The organism is Pseudomonas sp. ASL4, assembly GCF_056680395.1.
Genome location: NZ_CM155280.1, coordinates 2,019,202 through 2,042,927, shown reverse-complemented (window position 1 = coordinate 2,042,927; position 23,726 = coordinate 2,019,202). Strand labels below are relative to the sequence as shown.

Below are 23,726 nucleotides of genomic sequence, written 5' to 3'. Positions count from 1 at the left end.
CTTAAATTCGTTCGATCAGCCGCGAGCGATTACAGCTGCGTCGGCCTCGACCTTTTCGGCCGCTTTCTGGCGGATCAAGCGTTCAAGCTCATCCACCAGATTATCATTCGTCAGTTTCTGCGCCGGCTTGCCGTCGATGTAAATCAGGTTTGGCGTGCCGCCGGTCAAGCCGATATGGGCTTCCTTGGCTTCGCCCGGCCCGTTGACCACACAACCGATGACCGCGACATCCAGCGGCACCAACAGATCTTCGAGGCGCCCTTCCAGCTCGTTCATGGTTTTGACCACATCGAAGTTCTGCCGCGAGCAGCTCGGGCAGGCGATGAAGTTGATACCACGGGAACGCAGGTGCAGGGATTTGAGAATGTCGTAGCCGACTTTCACTTCCTCGACCGGGTCAGCCGCCAACGAGATGCGAATAGTATCGCCAATCCCTTCGGCGAGCAGCATACCGAGGCCCACGGCGGATTTCACCGTGCCAGAGCGCAAACCGCCGGCTTCGGTGATACCCAAGTGCAGCGGCTGGACAATTTCCTTGGCCAGCAAGCGATAGGCGGCGACGGCCATGAACACGTCGGAAGCCTTCACGCTGACCTTGAAGTCCTTGAAATTCAGGCGTTCCAGGTGCTCGACATGACGCAGGGCCGACTCGACCAGCGCGGCCGGGGTCGGCTCGCCGTATTTCTTTTGCAGGTCTTTTTCCAGGGAACCGGCGTTCACGCCGATGCGGATCGGGATCCCGCGGTCACGAGCGGCATCAACCACCGCACGCACGCGATCTTCACGACCGATGTTGCCCGGGTTGATGCGCAGGCAGTCAACGCCCAGTTCGGCTACGCGCAGAGCGATCTTGTAGTCGAAGTGGATGTCGGCAACCAACGGCACCTTGACCAGTTGCTTGATCTTGCCGAATGCCTCGGCAGCGTCCATGTCCGGCACCGAAATGCGCACGATATCGACGCCAGCGGCTTCCAGGCGATTGATCTGGGCCACGGTGGCGGCCACGTCATTGGTGTCGCTGTTGGTCATGCTCTGCACAGCGATAGGCGCATCGCCGCCAACAGGCACGTTACCGACCCAAATCTTGCGGGATTCGCGACGTTTGATTGGAGATTCGCCGTGCATGACTTATTGACCCAACTTCAGGCGAGCAGTCTCGCCACTGGTGAACGGAGCGACATCAACCACCTGACCGTTGTAGCTGACTTGCGCGCCACGGGCGAAGCCCAGACGTACGGCAAAGGGTGGCTTGCCGCTGACAGAAACGTTTTCGCCTTTGCGCTTGAGACCGCTTAACAGCACTTTGCCGCTGCCGTCAGTCACTTGCGTCCAGCAATCAGCGGTGAACAGCAGTTGAACCTGACCCTGGCCGGCCACTGGAGCCACAGGGGTGCCTGCGGCAGTCGCGGCGGGTGCAGCAACAACCGGAGCAGCCATGGCCGGCGCCGGAGCAACCGGTGCTGGAGCTACTGGAGTCGCAACGACAGGCGCAGCATTGTGAACCGGTGCCGCAGGCGTTACAGCCGGGGCTGCGAGTGCTGGAGCAGGCGTGGTCGGCTCTGCTTCGGTCGGTGCTTCAGCCGAGGTCTCGGCTTGCGGCAAGGCAAGCGTGGTCGCGCCTTCAGTCTGACCTTGCGCGACAGCCTGGTCTTCTGGCTCGTCCAGCGGATGGATCTGAGTGGTACCGTCGGCGCCTTCGACTTCAACGTGTTCCGGAGTCAGGCTGGCCAGGTCCTTGGTGCGCAGCGAGGTTTGATCCTGCCACCAGACAAAACCACCACCAATCACCGCGATCAGCAACAGCAGGCTGACAATTCGCAAAATGGTGTGGGAAACCCGAACCGGCTCTTCGATACGACCCAGGCTATGGACGTTGCTGCCCTGGGAGTCGGTGCCGGTGGATTGGTCGAATTGTTGGACCAGAACGGTCTGGTCCATGCCGAGCAATTTGGCGTAAGCGCGAATATAGCCGCGAGCAAAGGTATGCCCTGGCAGCTTGTCGAAAGCGCCGGATTCCAGATTACCCAGGGAATTAACGGTGAGGTTGAGCTTGAGGGCCACTTCGGCCAGCGACCAGCCATTGCTTTCGCGGGCCTGGCGCAAAGTCTCACCGGGGTTAACGCGATTCGCTGCTACAACTTCGGGATGCGCCGCTTTCATCATTGCTCCGACAGGTATTGCTGATATTCCGGCGTACCGGGATAGAGTCGTTTTAATTGCAGGCCAAAACTGGCGGCCTTGTCGCGATCTTCAAACACTTTTGCGAGCCGAACGCCGAGCAATAGACTACGTGCATTTTGCTCGGTGAGCAGGCTAAAACGGTCGTAATAGTCACGTGCGGGCACATAATGCCTGTCTTCGTAAGACAACTCAGCCATTTCCAGCAATGCGCGTGGTTGTTGACGGTTCAAACGCAGGGCTTTTTCCAGTTGCTGCTGGGCCAGATCACGCTGGCCAAGCTTGGAAGCGGTCATGCCCAGGTTTTCGAACACCCGAGAACGCTCAGGATACAGGGTATCGGCGGCGGCCTGCTCAAAGCGCTCGTACGCTTCCTTGTATCGTTTTTCTTCGTACAGAAAACTGCCGTAGTTGTTCAGGATACGTGCATCGGTGGGACGGGAAGACAGCGCTTTGCGAAAGTGCTGATCGGCCAGCTCCGGCTCCATCTCTGCCTGAAACACCAGACCCAGCGCCGCGTTGGCGTCAGGGTCCGAATTATCCAGGTCCAGCGCCTTTTTCAACGGCACTTTCGCCCGTTCGGTCATCCCTTGCTGCAAGTACCCCAGCCCCAGCTGCACGTAGGCGGCACGCGCTTCGTCGCGGCCCTTGCTGGTCTTCATCGGGTTGAAATCGCCCGACAGGACACAACCAGCACAGAGGCTGGCCAACAGCACAAGCAGCGCAAAGCGCAGGGACATAGAGATCCTCTCTTAATTATTGTTCGCGGCGTTCTGTGCCAAATCGTTCTCGGCGCTCAATTCACGCACCGCGATATAACGTTCGCTGCGACGGGTGCGATCCAGCACCTGCCCTACCAATTGGCCACACGCGGCATCGATGTCTTCACCACGCGTGGTGCGCACGGTGACGTTGTAGCCGGCATGGTGAAGCTGATCCTGAAAACGGCGAATGGCGTTGTTGCTTGGACGCTCATAGCCGGAATGCGGGAACGGGTTGAACGGAATCAGGTTGATCTTGCAGGGTACATTCTTGAGCAGTTCGATCATCTCGACGGCGTGCTCAACCTTGTCGTTGATGTCCTTGAGCATGGTGTACTCAATGGTCAACACACGCTTCTCGCCCAAGGTCGCCATGTAGCGCTGGCAAGACTCGAGCAGCATCTTAAGCGGATATTTCTTGTTGATCGGCACCAATTGGTTACGCAATGCGTCATTTGGTGCGTGCAGCGACAACGCCAGGGAAACGTCGATGTGCTTGGACAGCTCATCGATCATCGGCACCACGCCCGAAGTGGACAGGGTCACGCGGCGCTTGGAGATTCCGTAGCCCAGGTCATCCATCATCAGATGCATGGCAGCCACGACGTTGTCGAAGTTCAGCAGCGGCTCACCCATGCCCATCATCACCACGTTGGTGATGGCACGGTCGGCGGTTGCCGGGATGCTGCCGAACGATTTATTGGCAATCCACACTTGGCCGATGACTTCGGCGGCGGTGAGGTTGCTGTTGAAACCTTGCTTGCCGGTGGAGCAGAAACTGCAATCCAGGGCACAGCCTGCCTGGGACGAAACGCACAACGTGCCGCGTTTGCCCTGGGGAATGTAAACGGTCTCGACGCAGCTACCGGACGCCACGCGCACCACCCACTTACGGGTGCCGTCGGTGGAAATGTCCTCGCTGACCACTTCAGGACCGCGAACTTCAGCAATGACCTTGAGCTTGTCGCGCAAGGCTTTGCTGACGTTCGTCATGGCGTCGAAATCATCGACGCCAAGGTGGTGAATCCATTTCATTACCTGACCGGCACGGAAACGCTTCTCCCCGATTGAGTCGAAGAATTTTTCCATTTCCAGCTGAGTCAGACCCAGCAGGTTAGTTTTAACAGTCGATGTAGTCATGGATTCACCTTCACTCATAAGCCAATGCTTAGCGAGTGGTTACTTCAGTAGCTGCGAAGAAGTACGAGATTTCGCGAGCAGCAGCGGCTTCGGAGTCCGAACCGTGTACAGCGTTGGCGTCGATCGAATCAGCGAAGTCAGCGCGGATGGTGCCGGCAGCAGCTTCTTTAGGGTTGGTAGCGCCCATCAGCTCACGGTTCAGAGCGATAGCGTTTTCGCCTTCCAGAACCTGAACGACAACCGGACCGGAGATCATGAAAGCAACCAGGTCGCCGAAGAAACCACGAGCGCTGTGCTCAGCGTAGAAGCCTTCAGCTTCAGCTTTGGACAGTTGCTTCAGTTTCGAAGCTACAACGCGCAGGCCAGCTTTTTCGAAACGAGTGGTGATCTCGCCGATAACGTTTTTTGCAACAGCGTCAGGCTTGATGATGGAGAAAGTACGTTGAACAGCCATGGTGTAACTCCAGAAACGGTAATTTGTGAAAAATTAAACCCGCGAATTATACGCGGGTTCTTGGGTATTGCCTAACCTGCAGCGTGGCTCAGTCGCGTTCTTCGATCCAGTGGGCCTGAATGGCCTCCAGGACCTTCTCGCCACAGTGCTCAGGCTTGTCGTCGAACTCGGGCAATTCCATCACCCATTTGCGCAGATCGACGAAGTTGACCGACATAGGGTCCACTTCAGGCTTGCTTTCAGCCAACTGTATTGCGATTTCCAGCACATCAGTCCACTTGAGACTCATGACAGTTCCTTGAATCAGTGCGGCGCTTCGGCTGCATGGTTGAGCGAATACTTTGGAATCTCGACGGTCAGGTCTTCAGTCCCGACAATCGCCTGACAGCCTAGACGAGATTGCGGCTCCAGACCCCAGGCCCGATCAAGAAAGTCCTCTTCCAGCTCATCGGCTTCTTCGAGCGAGTTGAAACCTTCACGAATGATGCAGTGACAGGTGGTGCAGGCGCAAACGCCGCCACAGGCGCTTTCCATCTCGATGTGGTTGTCATGAGCCACTTCGAGAATGGACTTACCGGTTTCAGCCTCGACAACCATACCGTCCGGGCAATGCTCGGCGTGAGGCAGAAAAATGATCTGCGGCATCAGTTATTCCTCGATTTCATTCAGGTTGCGCCCCGCCAGAGCGGCTTTCACCGTCGAGTCCAGGCGGCGGGCAGCAAAGGCATCAGTCACTTGCGACAGACGCTTGGTCTGCTGCTCGATGGCGAAACCATCGGTGCCTTTCATCAGTTCGGTCAGTTCCTGCACTTGCATCTCGATGACCATCCGCTCTTCGGCGTCGAGCAGGCGCTCGCCATCAACCTCGAGGGCGCCCTGCACCGCTTCGATCAGGCGCTGGGCATCGACTTGCTGCTCACGCAATACACGAGCGACTTTGTCGTCGTTGGCGTGCTGGAACGAATCTTTCAGCATCTTGGCGATTTCGCCGTCGGTCAGGCCGTAGGACGGCTTGACCTGAATACTGGCTTCGACGCCCGAGCCCAACTCACGCGCCGCAACGCTGAGCAGACCATCGGCATCGACCTGGAAGGTCACGCGAATCTTCGCCGCGCCAGCCACCATCGCCGGAATGCCGCGCAATTCGAAGCGCGCCAGGGAACGGCAATCGCTGATCAACTCACGCTCGCCCTGCAAGACGTGAATCGCCATGGCCGACTGGCCATCTTTGTATGTGGTGAAGTCCTGGGCGCGGGCGACGGGGATGGTGGTGTTGCGCGGAATCACCTTCTCCATCAGGCCGCCCATGGTTTCCAGCCCCAGGGACAATGGAATCACGTCGAGCAGCAGCAGCTCGCCGCCATCGCGCTTGTTGCCAGCCAAGGTATCGGCCTGGATCGCGGCACCAATGGCCACCACTTGATCCGGATCGATTTCGGTCAACGGCTGACGACCAAAGGCTTCAGCGACGGCGTCGCGAACGCGAGGTACGCGAGTAGAGCCGCCGACCATAACTACAGCGTGCACTTCTTCCAGCTCGATGCCGGAGTCACGCACTGCACGGCGACAGGCTTTCAGGCTGCGGGCAACCATCGGCTCGATCAGCGCATCGAAGGCTTCGCGGGTCAACTGGGCTTTCCAGTCGCCGCAAGCGACTTCAACAGTTGCGACCGTGGTCAGGGCTTCTTTGGCCGCACACGCGGTTTGCAGCAGATGGCGTTGTGCGCCCGGATCGAGGTCGGCGGACAAACCGGCGCGCTCAATGATCCAGCCAGCGATCGCGTGATCGAAGTCGTCGCCGCCCAAGGCGCTATCGCCACCAGTGGCCAACACTTCAAACACGCCGCCAGTCAGGCGCAGAATCGAAATATCGAATGTACCGCCGCCCAAGTCATAAATAGCGACCAGGCCTTCAGCATGCTGATCCAGACCATAAGCCACCGCAGCGGCAGTCGGCTCATTGAGCAAACGCAGCACGTTAAGACCAGCCAGCTTGGCCGCGTCCTTGGTGGCTTGGCGCTGAGCATCATCGAAATAGGCCGGAACGGTGATCACCGCGCCCACCAGCTCACCGCCCAACGTCGACTCGGCGCGCTGACGCAGCACCTTGAGGATTTCGGCAGAGACTTCGACCGGACTTTTCGGACCTTGCACGGTGTCGATGAACGGCATGTGCGATTCGCCACCGACAAAGCGGTATGGCAATTGATCGCCCAATTGCTTGACGTCGGACAGACCACGACCCATCAAGCGCTTGACCGACAGCACGGTGTTCAAGGGATCGGTAGCGGCAGCCAGTTTGGCGGATTCGCCAACTTCGACGCGGTCGGCGTGATAGCGCACGGCAGACGGCAGGATGACCTGCCCATCGGCGTCGGCCAGAGGCTCGGAAAGACCACTGCGCAATGCAGCGACCAGCGAATTGGTAGTGCCCAAGTCGATCCCCACAGCCAGACGACGCTGGTGCGGTTGAGGACTTTGGCCGGGTTCGGCGATCTGCAGTAGGGCCATCGTAATCAGGACTTATCTGTATATCAGGCGTGCGACCGGAGCGGCACTGGGTTAATCGTCGAGGCGCTCTTCTAACTGGCGCACTTCGTAGGTGAGCTTGTCGAGGAACTGCATACGCCGCATCAGGCGTTCGGCCTGCTCACGTTGCGCTGCATCATCCCAACAAACTGCGAAGCTTTCGTTCAGTTCATCCTGTGCAACCTTCAAGCGGCGCTTGAACACGGCAATGCCGGCCAGGTCGGCGCTGTCTTGCAGGTCTTCGAGCTCTTCGCGCCATTGCATCTGTTGCAGAAGAAACTCCGGATCATGCACCGTGACCTCCAGCGGCAACTCGCGACCACCCATGGCGAGCAGATAACGCGCGCGTTTCGGGGGGCTTTTGAGCGTCTGGTAAGCCTCGTTGAGGTTCGCGGATTGCTCGAGCGCCAGCCGCTGCTCGCGCTCGGGAGCGTCGGCAAAGCGGTCCGGATGAACACCGCGCGCCAACTCACGATAGCGCGTGGCCAACTGTTCGAGATCCAGACGGAAGCTCGGCTGCAGTTCAAATAAAGCGTAATGACAAGGAATACCCACGCGCAGCCTCAGATGTTGAAGCTTTCGCCGCAGCCACATTCACCGCGTACGTTGGGATTGTTGAACTTGAAGCCTTCGTTCAACCCTTCCTTGACGAAATCGAGCTCGGTGCCGTCCAGGTATGCCAGGCTTTTCGGGTCGATGATCACTTTCTCGCCGTGACTTTCGAACACCTGATCCTCTGCAACCACCTCGTCGACGAACTCCAGCACGTAGGCAAGGCCGGAACAGCCTGTGGTGCGAACACCCAGACGAATCCCTTCACCTTTGCCGCGCCCGTTGAGGGAGCGTCGCACGTGTTGAGCTGCCGCTTCTGTCATGCTGATAGCCATCGGTGACTCCTTACTCGTCGCCAATACTTGAAAGTCAGATCAAGCCTTTCTTCTGCTTGTAGTCGCGAACGGCCGCTTTGATAGCGTCTTCAGCAAGTACGGAGCAGTGAATTTTCACTGGCGGCAGGGCCAGTTCTTCAGCCAGCTGAGTGTTCTTGATGGTCTCTGCTTCATCCAGAGTCTTGCCTTTCATCCACTCGGTGGCCAGGGAGCTGGACGCGATAGCGGAACCGCAACCATAGGTCTTGAACTTGGCGTCTTCGATGATACCTTGCTCGTTAACCTTGATCTGCAGACGCATCACGTCGCCGCACGCCGGAGCGCCGACCATGCCAGTGCCGACATCCGGGTCTTCCGCGTCCATCTTGCCGACGTTGCGCGGGTTCTCGTAGTGGTCGATGACCTTTTCGCTGTAAGCCATGATTCTTAATCCTCACTCATCAGAGAGTCGCTCTTGAGCCCTGCACACTTAAGTATTGCAGGGCCGGTTTGCGGCGACTTGAAATCAGTGTGCCGCCCACTCGATTTTCGAAATGTCGACACCGTCTTTGTACATGTCCCACAGCGGCGACAAAGTGCGCAGCTTGGTAACGGCCTCGCAGACTTTCTGCGCGGCGTAGTCGATTTCTTCTTCGGTGGTGAAACGGCCGAAGGTGAAGCGAATCGAGCTGTGTGCCAGTTCGTCGTTGCGGCCCAGGGCGCGCAGTACGTACGAAGGCTCAAGGGAGGCCGAGGTGCAGGCCGAACCGGACGAAACCGCCAGATCCTTGAGGGCCATGATCAGCGACTCGCCTTCAACGTAGTTGAAGCTCAGGTTCAGGTTGTGCGGTACGCGGGCGGTCATGCTGCCGTTGATGTACAGCTCTTCCAGGCCTTCGACCTGCTTGAAGAAGCGGTCGCTCAGGGCTTTGATGCGCACGTTCTCGGCAGCCATGTCTTCCTTGGCTACACGGAAGGCTTCACCCATGCCGACGATTTGGTGAGTCGCCAGGGTGCCGGAACGCATGCCACGTTCGTGACCGCCGCCATGCATGGTCGCTTCGATGCGAACACGCGGCTTGCGGCTGACGTACAGCGCGCCGATGCCTTTAGGGCCGTAGGTTTTGTGGGCAGAGAACGACATCATGTCGACTTTCAGCTTCGACAGGTCGATATCAACCTTGCCGGTGGACTGAGCCGCGTCAACGTGGAACAGAATGCCCTTGGAGCGGGTCAGTTCGCCGATGGCTGCGATGTCGTTGATGGTGCCGATTTCGTTGTTCACGTGCATGACCGAAACCAGGATGGTGTCGTCACGCAGTGCTGCTTCGATCATTGCAGGCGTTACCAGACCATCAGTCTGAGGCTCGAGGTAGGTCACTTCGAAGCCTTCACGCTCCAGTTGGCGCATGGTGTCGAGGACAGCCTTGTGCTCAATCTTGGTGGTGATCAGGTGTTTGCCTTTGGTCGCATAGAAATGCGCCGCACCCTTGATTGCCAGGTTGTCGGATTCGGTGGCACCAGAGGTCCAGACGATTTCACGCGGGTCGGCGTTGACCAGATCTGCGACCTGACGACGGGCGTTTTCGACGGACTCTTCAGCTTTCCAGCCGAACACATGGGAACGGGACGCCGGGTTACCGAAGTTTCCGTCGACCAGCAGGCATTCACTCATCTTTTGCGCGACACGCGGATCAACCGGGGTGGTCGCAGAGTAATCAAGGTAAATCGGCAATTTCATGGACTATCTCCTAAATCAGGCTGGCTGGCGTGCCGCTTGCTCTTTGGCTGTCATTCGACGGCGGACGCTTCAATCTTGTCCAGGCGTGGCGCCTTGCCATTGCAACGGCGCTGATCCTGACGCTGGGCTACTTCTTGCACCTCACGGCGAGTTACAAGGTCAGCCAAGCTGATACCGCTCAGAAATTCGTGAATCTGCAGGCTCAGATCGCACCACAAGTGGTGGGTCAGACAGGTATCGCCGGAATGGCAATCACCTTGGCCCTGGCATTTGGTTGCATCGACCGATTCGTTTACCGCATCGATCACTTGGGCGACCTGGATGCCCTGCATGTCGCGGGACAGTTGGTAGCCACCGCCCGGACCACGAACACTGGAGACCAGATTGCTACGACGCAATTTGGCGAAAAGCTGTTCAAGGTAGGACAGGGAGATGCCTTGGCGCTCGGAGATATCGGCCAGGGACACCGGCCCGTGCTGCGCATGCAACGCCAGGTCAAGCATGGCGGTCACGGCGTATCGGCCTTTTGTAGTCAGTCTCATGGACAATTACCACGGAGTTCGGAATGGGGCGAGTATGCAATTCCCGAGTATTTAAGTCAACTATAAGACCTAGTACTTTAGTCAGGTTTACCCGCAAAAGAGCGCGCGCATCATATCAGGGTCTGCAGCCTAATGGCACACCGGTCAGCGCCGTGCCATTGCATGATCACGACCTACGTAGATACCGTCTTGAATCTCACCGAGCAAGCGCAAATTCAGGGTCATATGGCTGGCCCGATTTGAGCACTGCGTAAACGTAATGCAGCAGCTTGCGCATGGCAGCACAGATGATCTGCTTGGGGGCCTTGCCGTTGGCCTTCAGGCGATCTTTCATGGCGATTATTGCTTTGTTGTGTTGCAACGCGACCAAGCCCGGCATGTATAGGCCTGCGCGCAAGCGCGCTGAGCCGATCTTCGAGATCGGGCTGCGGCCCTTGAGGAGCCCTGATTCCTGGAGTTCTGGATTCAGGCCAGCAGCCGCGACAAGTTTTCGAGGGTCGTCGTACTTGCGCAGGTCGCCCAGCTCAGCCAGCAACCGCTCAAGCGTTTTCTCGCCAATGCCGTCGATGGTCACGACCAAGTCGCGCATCTGGCGCATGTCGGGGTCGTCATCGATATGTTTTTTGATCGCCTTGTGGGTTTCAACGATTTCTTTTTCGATGTGGCCAATCACCGAGTTGATCGACTCTTTGACCTTTTCGTCGGACACGTCCAGACGATTACGCTCCATTTGCTCCATCTCTTGAAGGTCATCCAGGCGACGAACCATGGCCTTCAGTTGGCGGAACTTCAGCGGTTCCGGAGCCCAAAGCTTGAGCTTTTCATTTTTTTCTTTAGCGAAGTCGGCGATCAGCTTGGCATCACTCTTGTCGGTTTTGATCCGACGTAACTCGCTGCCCGCATACGCGTGAGTCGTGGCCGGATTCACCACGCAGACCCGATAACCCTTGTTGTAGACGAACTCGGCGAGCTCCAGATGATAGACACTGGTCGCTTCCATCACGATCAGGGTCGAAGGCTCGGCCTGCTTCTGCAACCAAACTTCAAACTCTTTGAAACCCTTGGAATTGTTAGCCAGTTTGGCCTTGGTTTTATGCTTGCCATTTGGCAGATGTGTAGCGATATCAAAGGTGTTTTTAGCGACATCGACGCCGACGAAACTGGACATAACACTCTCCCAATCAGATCAATTGCGATCATCACTGCACTCTGTCCGACCTTGCGAATGCGGGCTCTAGCCAGAGGCGGGCCCAAGATACCGTTCGAACTATACGAGTGAGTGCGGAGGGTTGGAGCACGATCTACGTCACAGGCAAAAAGCCTAAGGAGCTGCACGGCTTCCAGGTCCCTCCCTCGATGATCAGTCGAGAACTATCGCTCCTGACGGAGCAATAGTCGAGATACAAGGAGCTGCCGAAGGCTGCGATCTTTTGATCTTCGCCTTTGAAAAGCAAAGTCAAAAGATCGCAGCCTTCGGCAGCTCCACAGGCATCAGCCGGCCTTGGTTTCGTCTTTGCCTTTTACGCAGGCGAAGTCTTCTTCACGCAGTTCAGGCAAATCCTTGGCGCAGTAATTACTGCCCAGATCCTTCAAGGCACCGCACATCCCCTCCAGACGACCATCGACCGCCTGCAGGTGATCCAGCAACTGACCAATGGCACGCGCCACCGGGTCCGGCATGTCTTCACCGACGCCATAAGCATCGAAGCCGATCTTCTCGGCCATTGCCTTGCGCTTGGCATCTTGCTCTTCATCGGACTTGACGATGATCCGCCCTGGAATCCCGACGACCGTCGCACCCGGCGGAACAGCCTTGGTCACCACTGCATTGGAACCGACCTTGGCCCCGGCGCCGACCGTGAATGGCCCGAGCACCTTGGCGCCCGCCCCCACCACAACCCCGTCTTCGAGGGTCGGGTGACGCTTGCCCTTGTTCCAACTGGTGCCACCGAGGGTCACACCCTGATAAAGGGTGACGTCGTTGCCGATTTCGGCGGTCTCACCGATGACAATGCCCATGCCATGGTCAATAAAGAAACGACGACCGACCTTGGCGCCCGGATGAATCTCAATCCCGGTCAACCATCGGCCAAAATTCGAGACCAGACGCGCCAGCCACTTCCAGCCCATACCCCATAGGGCTGACGACAGGCGATGAATCCAGATGGCATGCATGCCGGGGTAGCAAGTCAGGACTTCAAAAGCGTTACGCGCTGCCGGATCACGGTGGAAAACACTCTGGATATCTTCACGCAAACGCTCAAACATTTTTCAATCCTTCCGCTTAAGAAGCTCACCACGGGCCGCTTTCTGGGTTTCCGTGAGGATGCCACGCAATATATTCATTTCCGCCCGGCTGACCGAGCTTCGTCCGTACAACCGACGCAGGCGCGCCATCAAGTGTCGCGGCTTTTCCGGATCGAGAAATTCAATGGCCACCAGGGTTTGCTCCAGGTGCTCATAGAATCGCTCCAGCTCATCCATGGTCGCCAATTCACCACTCTTGGTGGACGCCACTTCATCCTTCTCGACCTTGCTCGGCTGACCCGCGGCTGCGAGCCAGGACATGCGCACTTCATAACTCAACACCTGCACCGCCGCCCCAAGGTTCAGCGAGCTGAACTCAGGGTCTGATGGGATGTGCACGTGATAATGACATCGCTGCAGCTCTTCATTGGTCAGGCCGGAATCTTCACGACCAAAGACCAAGGCAATCTCGGCACCCTGCGCAGCCTCCTCGACCACTTTCACACCGCATTCGCGGGGATCGAGCAGCGGCCAGGGAATGCGGCGGTCACGAGCACTGGTGCCGAGCACCAGATTGCAACCGACCAAGGCATCTTCCAAGGTGGCGACGACTTGCGCGTTTTCAAGGATGTCACCGGCACCGGAGGCACGAGCATCGGCCTCGTGATGCGGGAACAACCGCGGTTCGACCAGCACCAGCCGCGACAGGCCCATGTTCTTCATGGCACGCGCAGCCCCGCCGATATTGCCGGGATGGCTGGTATTGACCAGGACGACACGAATGTTTTGCAGCACGGGAGGCGATCTCGAACACTAAATTAGGGAGCCGAATCTTACAGCTCAACCTACCGTTAAGCTATGAAAGCGAACACCGACCTTCACCTGTAGAAACTTTCTGATAGAATGCCCGGCTTTCTTTAACAACCTTAGGTGACACATCCATGCAGCCCATGCTGAATATCGCGCTGCGCGCCGCCCGCAGCGCCAGTGAATTGATCTTCCGCTCCATCGAGCGCCTGGATACCATCAAGGTCGACGAAAAAGACGCCAAGGATTACGTATCCGAGGTGGATCGCGCCGCCGAACAGAAAATCATCGACGCGCTGCGCAAGGCCTACCCTACCCATGGCATTCTCGGTGAAGAAACCGGTATGCACCCAGGTAGCGGCGAAGGCGAAGAATACCTGTGGATCATCGATCCGCTGGACGGCACCACCAACTTCCTGCGCGGCATTCCTCACTTCGCTGTCAGCATCGCCTGCAAATACCGCGGTCGCCTGGAACACGCTGTTGTTCTGGACCCGGTTCGCCAGGAAGAATTCACTGCCAGCCGTGGTCGCGGCGCTCAACTGAACGGTCGTCGCCTGCGCGTCAGCGGTCGCACCAGCCTCGACGGCGCCCTGCTGGGTACCGGCTTCCCGTTCCGTGACGACCAGATGGACAACCTCGACAACTACCTGGGCATGTTCCGCGCCCTGGTTGGCCAGACCGCCGGCATCCGTCGCGCCGGCTCGGCTAGCCTGGACCTGGCCTACGTGGCTGCCGGTCGTTTCGACGCATTCTGGGAGTCGGGCTTGTCCGAGTGGGACATGGCTGCAGGCGCCCTGCTGATCCAGGAAGCCGGCGGCTTGGTGAGCGACTTCACCGGCGGTCACGACTTCCTTGAAAAAGGCCACGTCGTTGCTGGCAACACCAAATGCTTCAAAGCAGTTCTGACGGCCATCCAGCCTCACCTGCCGGCTTCGCTGAAACGCTAAGCGAGCGCTACAAAAAAGCACCCTTCGGGGTGCTTTTTTTATGCCTGGAATTTGCCTTCAAGACCACCACAAAACCCAATGTGGGAGCGGGCTTGCTCGCGAATGCAGTCTGTCATTCAACATCCATGTCGACTGATACACCGCATTCGCGAGCAAGCCCGCCCCCACAGGGGTTAGTGGCGCTGCGAAAATAGCGGGCACAAAAAAGCACCCTTTCAGGTGCTTCTTTTTGATTCTGGCAATCAGCTCATCACTGAGCCGGTTCGTTCTGCGACAAAACCAGCTTGCCTTCTTTATCGACCGGAATCTGGTTGCCCGGATCGCGATCCATCCGCACTTTGCCTTCCTTGCCGTCCAGCGAGTAACGGACGTCGTAGCCGACAACCTTGTCGCTGATGTCGTTCACCGTATTACACCGAGTTTGCGTCGTGGTGTAGGTATCACGGTTCTGCATGCCTTCCTGAACCTTGTTACCGGCATATCCGCCGCCAACAGCGCCCGCAACGGTGGCAAGCTTCTTGCCATTACCGCCACCAACCATATTGCCCAACAGACCACCACCGACAGCACCGAGCACTGTGCCCATGATCTGATGCTGATCCTTGACTGGCGCTTGCCGAGTCACTGCAACGTCCTTGCACACTTCACGTGGAGTCTTGATCTGTGTCTTGACCGGCTCAACCGCCAGAACTTGCGCATACTCAGGGCCGCTTTTTACCAGGCTGTAGGTGGCAACAGCACCCCCGGCAGTCACACCGACAGCACCCAATACCGCACCAACCAGTAACGACTTGTTCACATGAACCTCCTGACCATCACATGCGGGTCATTGCCCGCGCTTCTCCCAGCCTTGGAGCATAAAAAAAGGCGCGAGTTCAACTCGCGCCTTTTTTGGCTAACAGCTGGAAAAACGATGGCCGTTATGGACGGTCGTCGATTTCCTTCTCGGTAGCCGCAGGAGGAATCAAATCCTCGCTGTTCAGGTTCAGCCAGATCAGCACCACGTTCGCGATGTAGATCGACGAGTAGGTACCCGCCAGAACACCGATGAACAGGGCGATCGAGAAGCCGAACAGGTTGTCGCCACCGAAGAACAACAGCGCCGAGATCGCCAGCAAGGTGGAGATCGACGTCGCCATGGTCCGCAGCAGGGTTTGCGTGGTCGAGATGTTGATGTTCTCGATCAGGCTGGCCTTGCGCAGTACACGGAAGTTCTCACGAACCCGGTCGAATACCACGATGGTGTCGTTGAGCGAGTACCCGATAATCGCCAGCACCGCCGCCAGGACCGTCAAATCGAAGGTGATCTGGAAGAACGACAGGATACCGACGGTCACGATCACGTCGTGGATCAGCGAAACAATGGCGCCGACCGCGAACTTCCACTGAAAGCGGAAAGCCAGGTAGATCAGGATGCCGCCCAGCGCCATCAGCATGCCGAGGCCGCCCTGGTCGCGCAGCTCTTCACCTACCTGCGGGCCGACGAACTCGACACGCTTGACCTCGGCCGGGTTATCGCCGCCGACCTTTTTCAAGGCATCGGCCACCTGGTGACCCAGTTGCGGGTCTTCACCCGGCATACGCACGAGCAGATCGGTGGTCGCACCAAAGCTCTGAACGATGGCTTCGTGGTAACCCGCCGAAGTCAGTTGCTCACGCACCTTGGTGACATCGGCTGGATGCTCGTAGGTCAGCTCAATGAGCGTACCACCGGTGAAATCCAGCCCCCAGTTCATGCCCTTGTGGACGACGCTGAAAATGGCCAGCGCCGTAAGGAACAATGTGACGCCGAACGCGAAGTTGCGAACGCCCATGAAGTTGATTGTACGTAACATGGCAGCCCCTTAAATCCACAACTTCTTGAAGTCCCGACCGCCGAAGATCAGGTTGACCATCGCGCGGGTCACCATGATGGCCGTGAACATCGAGGTAAAGATCCCGAGGGACATGGTCACTGCGAAGCCTTTGACGGGACCGGTGCCCATCGCAAAGAGAATCCCGCCGACCAACAATGTTGTCAGGTTGGCGTCGAGAATCGCGGTGAATGCCCGGCCGAAGCCTTCGTTGATTGCCCGTTGTACCGTCATGCCTGCCGCGATCTCTTCACGAATACGCGAGAAAATCAGTACGTTGGCGTCGACCGCCATACCCATGGTCAGCACGATACCGGCGATACCCGGCAGGGTCAGCGTTGCACCCAGCAGCGACATCAAGGCCAGCAGCAGCACCATGTTCACGCCCAGAGCGACGGTGGCGATGATGCCGAAGAAACGGTAAATGGCGATGATGAACAGCGAGACAAACAGCATGCCCCACAGCGATGCATCGATACCCTTGGTGATGTTGTCAGCACCCAGGCTCGGGCCAATGGTGCGCTCTTCAGCGAAGTACATTGGTGCAGCCAGACCACCGGCACGCAACAGCAGCGCCAGTTCGGACGACTCGCCCTGACCGTTCAGGCCAGTAATACGGAACTGAGCACCCAGTGGCGACTGGATGGTCGCCAGGCTGATGATCTTCTTCTCTTCTTTGAACGTTTGAACCGCGACGTCTTTCTCGACACCATCAACCAATTGCTTGGTGTAGGTGGTGACAGGACGCTGTTCGATGAAGATCACCGCCATGCTGCGACCGACGTTGCTGCGAGTCGCACGACTCATCAGCTCGCCACCATGACCATCCAGACGGATGTTCACTTCTGGCGTGCCGTGCTCGCCGAAGCCAGCCTTGGCGTCAGTTACCTGGTCACCGGTGATGATCAGGCCACGCTCGATCTGTGCCGGCGGACGCTTGCCTTCACGGAACTCGAAGGTTTCGGAAGTGGCTTTCGAAGCACCTGGCTCAGCAGCCAGACGAAACTCGAGGTTGGCCGTCTTGCCGAGGATACGCTTGGCTTCTGCGGTGTCCTGCACGCCCGGCAGCTCAACCACGATGCGGTTGGCACCCTGACGCTGAACAATCGGTTCGGCAACACCCAGTTCGTTGACGCGGTTACGTACCGTGGTCAAGTTCTGCTTGATGGAGTATTCACGGATTTCCGCCAGCTTGGCCGGGGTCATCGCCAGACGCAGCACCGGTTGACCATTGAGATCGGCCGGAACAATGTCGAAATCGTTGAAGCTCTTGCGGACCAGCGCACGGGCCTGTTCGCGGGTTGCTTCATCAGTGAAGCCCAGCTGAATGGCACCATTGAGTTGCGGCAGGCTGCGATAGCGCAGTTTCTCTTTACGCAACAGGCTCTTGACGTCGCCTTCGTAGACTTTCAGGCGGGCGTCGAGGGCTTTGTCCATATCCACTTCCAGCAGGAAGTGCACACCACCGGACAAGTCCAGACCCAGCTTCATCGGGTGCGCGCCGAGGCTGCGCAGCCATTGCGGGGTGGTTTGTGCCAGGTTCAGTGCAACGACGTAGTCATCACCCAATGCCTTGCGCACTACGTCTTTGGCCGGCAGCTGGTCTTCAGCCTTGGTCAGACGGATCAGGCCGCCCTTGCCGTTCGCCGACAGCGTGGCTGCCTTGACGTTGATCCCGGACTCTTTGAGCGCAGTGCTCACACGGTCCAGATCAGCCTGATTGACCAACAGTGCAGTACTTGCACCGCTGACCTGAATGGCCGGGTCATCAGGATAAAGATTGGGAGCGGAATAAATCAGACCGACCGCCAGCACCGCCAGGATCAGAATGTATTTCCACAGAGGGTATTTGTTCAGCATCACGCCGCCCGCTTATGACGCGGGGCGCCTTGCGCGCCCCGTCGATTGAGTAGAAGTTGAAACTTAGATCGCTTTTAGCGTGCCTTTTGGCAGCGTGGCGGCGATGGCGCCTTTCTGGAACTTCATTTCCACGGTGTCGGAAACTTCCAGAACCACGAAGTCATCAGCCACTTTAGTGATCTTGCCGGCGATACCACCGGTGGTCACAACTTCGTCGCCTTTTTGCAGGCTACCCAGCAGGTTCTTCTGCTCTTTGGCGCGCTTGGCCTGTGGACGCCAGATCATCAGGTAGAAGATGACCAGGAAGCCGACCAGGAAAATCCACTCAAAGCCGCCGCCCATTGGGCCTGCAGCTGCGGGTGCAGCACCATCGGCCATGGCATTAGAGATAAAAAAGCTCATTTAGCACTCCAGTTGCAAATGTTGAATCTTGGGGTCAGAAAACTCAGTCCAAAGGCGGAACAGGTAGCCCGCGTTTGGCGTAGAAGGCATCGACAAAGGCGGCCAATGTACCCTGTTGAATAGCCTCGCGCAAACCAGCCATAAGCACCTGGTAATGGCGCAAATTGTGGATGGTATTCAACATGCTACCCAGCATTTCGCCGCACTTGTCCAGATGGTGCAGATAAGCACGGGAGAAGTTCTGGCAGGTGTAGCAATCGCAGGTCGGATCCAGCGGCGTATCATCATGGCGATGGAACGCGTTACGGATCTTCAGCACGCCTGTATCAATGAACAGATGCCCGTTGCGGGCATTACGGGTTGGCATCACGCAATCGAACATGTCCACACCGCGGCGCACACCCTCAACCAGATCTTCCGGTTTGCCAACGCCCATAAGGTAACGAGGTTTGTCAGCCGGCATCATGCCCGGCAGGTAATCCAGCACCTTGATCATTTCGTGCTTGGGCTCGCCCACCGACAGGCCGCCAATGGCCAGGCCATCAAAGCCGATCTTGTCGAGGCCTTCCAGGGAGCGCATGCGCAGGTCCTGGTGCATGCCGCCCTGAACGATGCCGAACAGCGCCGCCGTGTTGTCGCCATGGGCGTTTTTCGAACGCTGGGCCCAGCGCAGCGAGAGCTCCATGGACACACGGGCAACGTCTTCGTCAGCCGGGTACGGGGTGCATTCGTCGAAAATCATCACGATGTCAGAGCCCAGGTCACGCTGGACCTGCATCGACTCTTCCGGGCCCATGAACACTTTGGCGCCATCAACCGGAGAGGCGAAGGTCACGCCCTCCTCCTTGATCTTGCGCATCGCGCCCAGGCTGAACACCTGAAAACCGCCGGAGTCTGTAAGAATCGGGCCTTTCCACTGCATGAAATCGTGCAGGTCGCCGTGCTTCTTGATCACTTCAGTGCCAGGACGCAACCACAAGTGGAAGGTGTTGCCCAGAATGATTTCCGCGCCGGTGGCGGTGATATCCCTCGGCAACATGCCCTTCACGGTGCCATACGTGCCCACCGGCATGAAAGCCGGGGTCTCGACGGTACCGCGCGGGAAGGTCAAACGACCGCGACGAGCCTTGCCGTCAGTGGCCAGCAGTTCAAACGACATACGACTCATACAGTTTCCTCTGGGCCCGATTCTTTAGGGGCAGTCGGCGCAGGATTACGGGTGATAAACATCGCATCACCGTAGCTGAAAAAGCGGTAACCATGCTCCACCGCTGCTTTATAGGCAGCCATGGCTTCGGGATAACCGGCGAACGCCGAAACCAGCATCAACAGCGTGGATTCAGGCAAATGGAAGTTGGTGACCAGGGCATCGACTACATGAAACGGCCGGCCCGGGTAGATAAAGATGTCAGTGTCGCCACTGAACGGCTTGAGCACGCCATCGCGGGCGGCGCTTTCCAGGGAACGCACGCTGGTGGTCCCCACCGCCACCACCCGACCACCGCGCGCGCGGCAGGCAGCGACCGCATCCACCACGTTCTGGCCGACTTCCAGCCATTCGCTATGCATGTGGTGGTCTTCAAGCTTCTCGACCCGCACCGGCTGGAACGTCCCCGCACCGACGTGCAAGGTCACGAACGCCGTCTCGACGCCCTTGGCGGCAATCGCATCCAGCAACGGCTGATCGAAATGCAGCCCCGCCGTCGGCGCCGCCACTGCGCCGAGGCGCTCGGCGTACACGGTCTGATAACGCTCGCGGTCCGAACCTTCGTCCGGGCGATCTATATAAGGAGGCAGCGGCATGTGCCCGACACGATCGAGCAGCGGCAACACCTCTTCGGTGAAGCCCAACTCGAATAACGTATCGTGCCGCGCCAGCATTTCTGCCTCGCCGCCGCCGTCGATCAGGATCTTCGTACCGGGCTTGGGCGACTTGCTGGACCGCACATGGGCCAGCACGCGATGACTGTCGAGCACCCGCTCCACCAGGATTTCCAGCTTGCCGCCGGAAGCCTTCTGGCCAAACAGCCGCGCCGGAATCACCCGGGTATTGTTGAACACCATCAAATCGCCCGGGCGCAAATGCTCGAGCAAATCAGTGAATTGACGGTGTGCCAGGGCGCCGCTGACCCCATCCAGGGTCAACAGGCGACTGTTGCGACGCTCGGCCAAAGGGTGGCGAGCGATCAGCGAATCAGGGAGTTCGAAAGTAAAGTCAGCAACGCGCATGATGGAGTTCGTCTAGCAGGGGCCGGGAGTCTAGCCGAAATAGTGAAAATTCTCTATGTACCTGATTGACCAACGGTAATCTCATCTCTATACTCCGCGGCCATTAAGCCCTGATGGCGGAATTGGTAGACGCGGCGGATTCAAAATCCGTTTTCGCAAGAAGTGGGAGTTCGAGTCTCCCTCGGGGCACCAAAATTAAGAAAGGTCTTGCTTTGCAAGGCCTTTTTTTTCGCCTGTAGAAAAGTGAGCCAACTCACCGCTGTCGCGTAGGAGCTGCCGAAGGCTGCGATCTTTTGATCTTGCTTTTCAACGCCACAACCCGAAACCTCCCGGCTAACGAATCAAGGATTCACACAATGGAATTGCCACTGGAAACCGTTGCCCTATTCGCCCTCAAGCTGGCTTACGAGCGGGAGGGGGAAAGCCCGATTCTGCGGGATGATCCGATCATGAGTGATTATGAGCGGGAGGTTTTTGGGTTGTTGGTGCGGCGGGGGGATGTTGAGGGGATTCAGTTTCGGGTGATGCATTGTGTTGGTTTGGCGCTGGAGGCTATAGGGGGTGCTGGTACACCGTTGGGGCGGGAGTTGAATCGCTTGGCTGTTGATTTTGGCAATGCGCGGACGATGGAGCAGCTTGAAATGCCGGTCATTGCGCTCAAGGATTACCTGAACGAAATTTTGTGAATGCTCGTCCGAGTGAAAACCAGAAATCCCGATCCACTGCACACGCTAAATTTGATTGCCTGACCCCACAGCGAGCCCACATTTCCCACGATGAACAAACGAGGAAAATGTGATCATTCTCGATTCTCTAAATGGAACGTCTCAAAAAAAACGAGAGCGCTGGAGAATTCGTTGGATTAGCTGTGCCTGAGAACCGGACAAGCACCGGTTTTGCGGGAAAGACAACACTACACTTCGTACAGGAACAACATCTGCGATTGCCCTCGGAGTGAAGTCAGCCTCGCAACCACCCACAGCGCTGACAATTTTTGCGGAGCTTACGGCCTCAAAACAGAAGGATAGCTGCGCCATTGTCTCAGCTTCGCGTTTTTCTTCTAACCGATCCATACACAAGCTCCTTCGCTACTGGCCTTTAAAGGCGGCAGGATTCTAGTCCCTTCACCACCAATCCTTCAAGAGTAGAGACCGCCTCCATTGAGATACGTGCCACTGGTTCCGCATCTCTTAGGATCATGCGCCCATCTTTTTTCCGACCAGCGGGATGGGCGGAAAAGAATTTGAGGAACCGCGATGGCGCCACGCCATCGAAAGGGAGCACCCGCACCTTCGATGTATCACTCTCATTCTCAGTTATAGCATCCTGATGCAATCTGGTAGCAAGACTCTTACGGTAAGGCTCAAGAAAAATCACTTCTTTAATTCCCGCTGCTACCAAATGCCTTGCACACGAATGGCAGGGATAAGTGGTGACAAATAATTTCCCATTTCGAATTTTTGCGCCGTCTGTTGCCCCAGCATTGAGCAAAGCGTGCATTTCAGCATGTACCGCTCTAGAGAATTCAATCAAACTCTTAAGTTGAGTTTTACTTCTAATAACTAATAAAGCCGCGTCCTTTTTATCAGCAGGTATGATTTCCGACTCAATCAGCTTATCCACAATGAAGTTAGATATTGCCTTCTTTTCCTGATCATTTGAACAAACACCACCCCCCATATTCCAACACCGACGATCCTCATCAGAACTGAGCCCATCACCCTCTGTCTGATACAGCCCACCGAATGCTTTAGGAACATCATTCCACCCTGTCGATATCAACTCCCCTTCTTTACTAGTAATTGCAGCACCAACTTGCCTGGAAAGGCACGCTGAACTCCTAGCTGCCGAAAAAGCAGCATACATTGCGCGTTCATTAACTGTCGGAGTTGCAATTACGGTCCCCAGCATCAAATCCAAAAAGCGCCTTACTCTACTAATTCGATGTGAATCGGTTGTTTTCTCAACGCGCAGAAAAAAATCGGATTGCGGGAATGTATCCTCAACGCGCTGACCGTGGTCTATCTCTTCGCCTGAATCACGATCAATCAAATCATGGATTTTCTCATTCTTTGATTCACTCTCAAGTCTAGCTATGCGCATTTCTATAGGAGAATAGACACCTACTACATACAACATCTCTCCATAGATCGATCGCAACAGACGTAGCTCGTCGACATGCTTCACAGAATCAATAATATGACACCATTTCAGTGTCACATTCGGGACTAATACATCATCTGCATCATCATTAAATAGGTCAGGATGTTCAGATTTTTTTGCAGCGGTAGCTTTCGCCTGCTCAGCGGCTCGGGCAACACTTATTCTCCTCACCGCCAGTTTCGCTAATACTTCATTCCCATGATCTCTGCGCAACTCATTTCCAGCTTCAATGAGCTCTTGGGTTGAGCTTTCAGGGCCGATGCCTTTATGATTTCGTATCTCGTCACTTAGCCTGATTATCTCTACATATTCGTAGCCGTAATCCGTACTTAGCAAAAGCTCCTTGAAACTTTGAGCAACCTCATGTAGCGGAGTCCCCAAAGGGCCACACAAAGCGATTACAACTTGTGGAGTCAATGTTTTTTCAATCGCAAGCACGTCATCAAAGCCGCTACCAATGCTTGTTCCTCCTACTACACGAAGCCCTGCTTCGACAGCTGCCATGAGCCACATCCTTTTTTTTGTAATTGTACTTTTTTATTTATGGTACGCCGCCACTGACCCGATTACCCTTTCGATAAAAGATATATCAGTGTTTATCTTATAGCTTGGAAAAAGCTTGGCAGCTTATGCAATTTCAGAATTAAAAACTCGATCATTCTTCAATTGCTGCTTTGCATGCTTATTTTTACCCTCTGTTCACTAGACTCGGGATAATAAAGGAAGGCAATAGGAGCGCATATAGGACGTTTCGGAAATGGCTGTAGGCATTTTTTATGCCCTCCCCACACGCAGAGCAATTCAACAAAAAGAACTTTGTCTAGGGCTTTCGAAGGTTGCAGGAAGCGGATCTCCACGATACCCTCCCACCGTCGCTGCCAATTCAGCGACCGGGCTTGGTAACCCGAGGTAAATCACTGCGCAACAGTGCCATGCGTTCGCAGGCGCTTTTTTTTCGCCTGCGATCTGCGTTATGGCGGCTGTGCGTGGGACGTCTTCGGACG

Annotated in this window: 25 protein-coding genes and 1 tRNA gene; 3 read left to right on the top strand and 23 right to left on the bottom strand. The window is 56.7% G+C overall.

Annotated features, from left to right (window positions below):
• Nucleotides 1-15: 15 nt before the first annotated feature.
• From ispG to trmJ, 16 genes are all read right to left on the bottom strand, one after another.
• Nucleotides 16-1,125, bottom strand: coding sequence for a flavodoxin-dependent (E)-4-hydroxy-3-methylbut-2-enyl-diphosphate synthase (gene ispG / locus AC1MEW_RS09330; protein ID WP_133840204.1), 1,110 nt, complete (start codon nucleotides 1,123-1,125; stop codon nucleotides 16-18).
• 3 nt (nucleotides 1,126-1,128) lie between these two features.
• Entirely contained in the window at nucleotides 1,129-2,160 is a 1,032-nt protein-coding gene (locus AC1MEW_RS09325; protein ID WP_201256476.1) for a RodZ domain-containing protein, read from the bottom strand.
• Nucleotides 2,160-2,918 carry a type IV pilus biogenesis/stability protein PilW gene (gene pilW / locus AC1MEW_RS09320; protein WP_201206450.1) on the bottom strand — a complete coding sequence of 253 codons (759 nt, stop codon included), beginning with the start codon at nucleotides 2,916-2,918 and terminating at the stop codon, nucleotides 2,160-2,162. Before pilW ends, AC1MEW_RS09325 begins: the two co-directional genes overlap by 1 nt.
• 12 nt (nucleotides 2,919-2,930) lie before the next feature.
• Nucleotides 2,931-4,079 carry a dual-specificity RNA methyltransferase RlmN gene (rlmN, locus tag AC1MEW_RS09315; protein ID WP_201206452.1) on the bottom strand — a complete coding sequence of 383 codons (1,149 nt, stop codon included), beginning with the start codon at nucleotides 4,077-4,079 and terminating at the stop codon, nucleotides 2,931-2,933.
• Between the two features lie 28 nt (nucleotides 4,080-4,107).
• Nucleotides 4,108-4,533: a nucleoside-diphosphate kinase gene (gene ndk / locus AC1MEW_RS09310; RefSeq protein WP_007916882.1), complete on the bottom strand. Its 426-nt coding sequence runs from the start codon at nucleotides 4,531-4,533 to the stop codon at nucleotides 4,108-4,110.
• A gap of 88 nt (nucleotides 4,534-4,621) precedes the next feature.
• Nucleotides 4,622-4,822, bottom strand: coding sequence for a Fe-S cluster assembly protein IscX (gene iscX / locus AC1MEW_RS09305; protein WP_201206454.1), 201 nt, complete (start codon nucleotides 4,820-4,822; stop codon nucleotides 4,622-4,624).
• A gap of 14 nt (nucleotides 4,823-4,836) precedes the next feature.
• Complete coding sequence (gene fdx, locus AC1MEW_RS09300; RefSeq protein WP_133840209.1) at nucleotides 4,837-5,178, bottom strand: ISC system 2Fe-2S type ferredoxin; 342 nt, start codon at nucleotides 5,176-5,178, stop codon at nucleotides 4,837-4,839.
• Between the two features lie 3 nt (nucleotides 5,179-5,181).
• Nucleotides 5,182-7,044 carry a Fe-S protein assembly chaperone HscA gene (hscA, locus tag AC1MEW_RS09295; protein WP_480426149.1) on the bottom strand — a complete coding sequence of 621 codons (1,863 nt, stop codon included), beginning with the start codon at nucleotides 7,042-7,044 and terminating at the stop codon, nucleotides 5,182-5,184.
• Nucleotides 7,045-7,095: 51 nt separating this feature from the next.
• A complete protein-coding gene (gene hscB / locus AC1MEW_RS09290) occupies nucleotides 7,096-7,617 on the bottom strand; it encodes a co-chaperone HscB (RefSeq protein WP_480427207.1) in 522 nt (173 codons plus the stop codon).
• Nucleotides 7,618-7,625: 8 nt separating this feature from the next.
• Nucleotides 7,626-7,949 (bottom strand): iron-sulfur cluster assembly protein IscA, encoded by a 324-nt coding sequence (iscA, locus tag AC1MEW_RS09285; RefSeq protein WP_007903589.1) that lies wholly within the window; start codon nucleotides 7,947-7,949, stop codon nucleotides 7,626-7,628.
• Between the two features lie 34 nt (nucleotides 7,950-7,983).
• Entirely contained in the window at nucleotides 7,984-8,370 is a 387-nt protein-coding gene (gene iscU, locus AC1MEW_RS09280) for a Fe-S cluster assembly scaffold IscU (RefSeq protein WP_003443374.1), read from the bottom strand.
• Nucleotides 8,371-8,454: 84 nt separating this feature from the next.
• Nucleotides 8,455-9,669, bottom strand: coding sequence for an IscS subfamily cysteine desulfurase (locus AC1MEW_RS09275; protein WP_059403380.1), 1,215 nt, complete (start codon nucleotides 9,667-9,669; stop codon nucleotides 8,455-8,457).
• A gap of 50 nt (nucleotides 9,670-9,719) precedes the next feature.
• Nucleotides 9,720-10,211, bottom strand: a complete 492-nt coding sequence (gene iscR, locus AC1MEW_RS09270) for a Fe-S cluster assembly transcriptional regulator IscR (protein WP_007956690.1) — start codon at nucleotides 10,209-10,211, stop codon at nucleotides 9,720-9,722.
• Nucleotides 10,212-10,407: 196 nt separating this feature from the next.
• Nucleotides 10,408-11,379: an IS110 family RNA-guided transposase gene (locus AC1MEW_RS09265; RefSeq protein WP_480423023.1), complete on the bottom strand. Its 972-nt coding sequence runs from the start codon at nucleotides 11,377-11,379 to the stop codon at nucleotides 10,408-10,410.
• A 323-nt stretch (nucleotides 11,380-11,702) separates the two neighbouring features.
• Complete coding sequence (gene cysE, locus AC1MEW_RS09260; RefSeq protein ID WP_149658082.1) at nucleotides 11,703-12,479, bottom strand: serine O-acetyltransferase; 777 nt, start codon at nucleotides 12,477-12,479, stop codon at nucleotides 11,703-11,705.
• Between the two features lie 3 nt (nucleotides 12,480-12,482).
• A complete protein-coding gene (gene trmJ, locus AC1MEW_RS09255; RefSeq protein WP_201206458.1) occupies nucleotides 12,483-13,253 on the bottom strand; it encodes a tRNA (cytosine(32)/uridine(32)-2'-O)-methyltransferase TrmJ in 771 nt (256 codons plus the stop codon).
• 146 nt (nucleotides 13,254-13,399) lie between these two features.
• Here trmJ and suhB point away from each other — a divergent pair, with 146 nt between their 5' ends.
• A complete protein-coding gene (gene suhB / locus AC1MEW_RS09250; RefSeq protein WP_008147729.1) occupies nucleotides 13,400-14,215 on the top strand; it encodes a type III secretion system regulator SuhB in 816 nt (271 codons plus the stop codon).
• 250 nt (nucleotides 14,216-14,465) lie between these two features.
• Here suhB and AC1MEW_RS09245 read toward each other — a convergent pair whose 3' ends face one another.
• From AC1MEW_RS09245 to queA, 6 genes are all read right to left on the bottom strand, one after another.
• Nucleotides 14,466-15,014 (bottom strand): glycine zipper 2TM domain-containing protein, encoded by a 549-nt coding sequence (locus AC1MEW_RS09245; RefSeq protein WP_201193704.1) that lies wholly within the window; start codon nucleotides 15,012-15,014, stop codon nucleotides 14,466-14,468.
• A gap of 121 nt (nucleotides 15,015-15,135) precedes the next feature.
• Nucleotides 15,136-16,050, bottom strand: a complete 915-nt coding sequence (secF, locus tag AC1MEW_RS09240; RefSeq protein WP_201206463.1) for a protein translocase subunit SecF — start codon at nucleotides 16,048-16,050, stop codon at nucleotides 15,136-15,138.
• Nucleotides 16,051-16,059: 9 nt separating this feature from the next.
• On the bottom strand, nucleotides 16,060-17,928 hold the full coding sequence (gene secD / locus AC1MEW_RS09235; protein ID WP_201206465.1) for a protein translocase subunit SecD: 1,869 nt from the start codon (nucleotides 17,926-17,928) through the stop codon (nucleotides 16,060-16,062).
• Nucleotides 17,929-17,991: 63 nt separating this feature from the next.
• A complete protein-coding gene (yajC, locus tag AC1MEW_RS09230) occupies nucleotides 17,992-18,330 on the bottom strand; it encodes a preprotein translocase subunit YajC (RefSeq protein WP_201193698.1) in 339 nt (112 codons plus the stop codon).
• A gap of 43 nt (nucleotides 18,331-18,373) precedes the next feature.
• Nucleotides 18,374-19,489, bottom strand: a complete 1,116-nt coding sequence (gene tgt / locus AC1MEW_RS09225; RefSeq protein WP_201206781.1) for a tRNA guanosine(34) transglycosylase Tgt — start codon at nucleotides 19,487-19,489, stop codon at nucleotides 18,374-18,376.
• A gap of 5 nt (nucleotides 19,490-19,494) precedes the next feature.
• Nucleotides 19,495-20,559 carry a tRNA preQ1(34) S-adenosylmethionine ribosyltransferase-isomerase QueA gene (gene queA / locus AC1MEW_RS09220; RefSeq protein WP_480426148.1) on the bottom strand — a complete coding sequence of 355 codons (1,065 nt, stop codon included), beginning with the start codon at nucleotides 20,557-20,559 and terminating at the stop codon, nucleotides 19,495-19,497.
• Between the two features lie 107 nt (nucleotides 20,560-20,666).
• Here queA and AC1MEW_RS09215 point away from each other — a divergent pair.
• Together AC1MEW_RS09215 and AC1MEW_RS09210 are read left to right on the top strand one after the other, a co-directional pair.
• Nucleotides 20,667-20,751, top strand: a tRNA-Leu gene (locus tag AC1MEW_RS09215).
• A gap of 164 nt (nucleotides 20,752-20,915) precedes the next feature.
• Nucleotides 20,916-21,245: a hypothetical protein gene (locus tag AC1MEW_RS09210; RefSeq protein ID WP_480426147.1), complete on the top strand. Its 330-nt coding sequence runs from the start codon at nucleotides 20,916-20,918 to the stop codon at nucleotides 21,243-21,245.
• A gap of 412 nt (nucleotides 21,246-21,657) precedes the next feature.
• Here the strand turns inward: AC1MEW_RS09210 and AC1MEW_RS09205 are convergent, their stop codons facing one another.
• Nucleotides 21,658-23,226 carry an anti-phage dCTP deaminase gene (locus tag AC1MEW_RS09205; RefSeq protein ID WP_480426146.1) on the bottom strand — a complete coding sequence of 523 codons (1,569 nt, stop codon included), beginning with the start codon at nucleotides 23,224-23,226 and terminating at the stop codon, nucleotides 21,658-21,660.
• Nucleotides 23,227-23,726 lie beyond the last annotated feature (500 nt).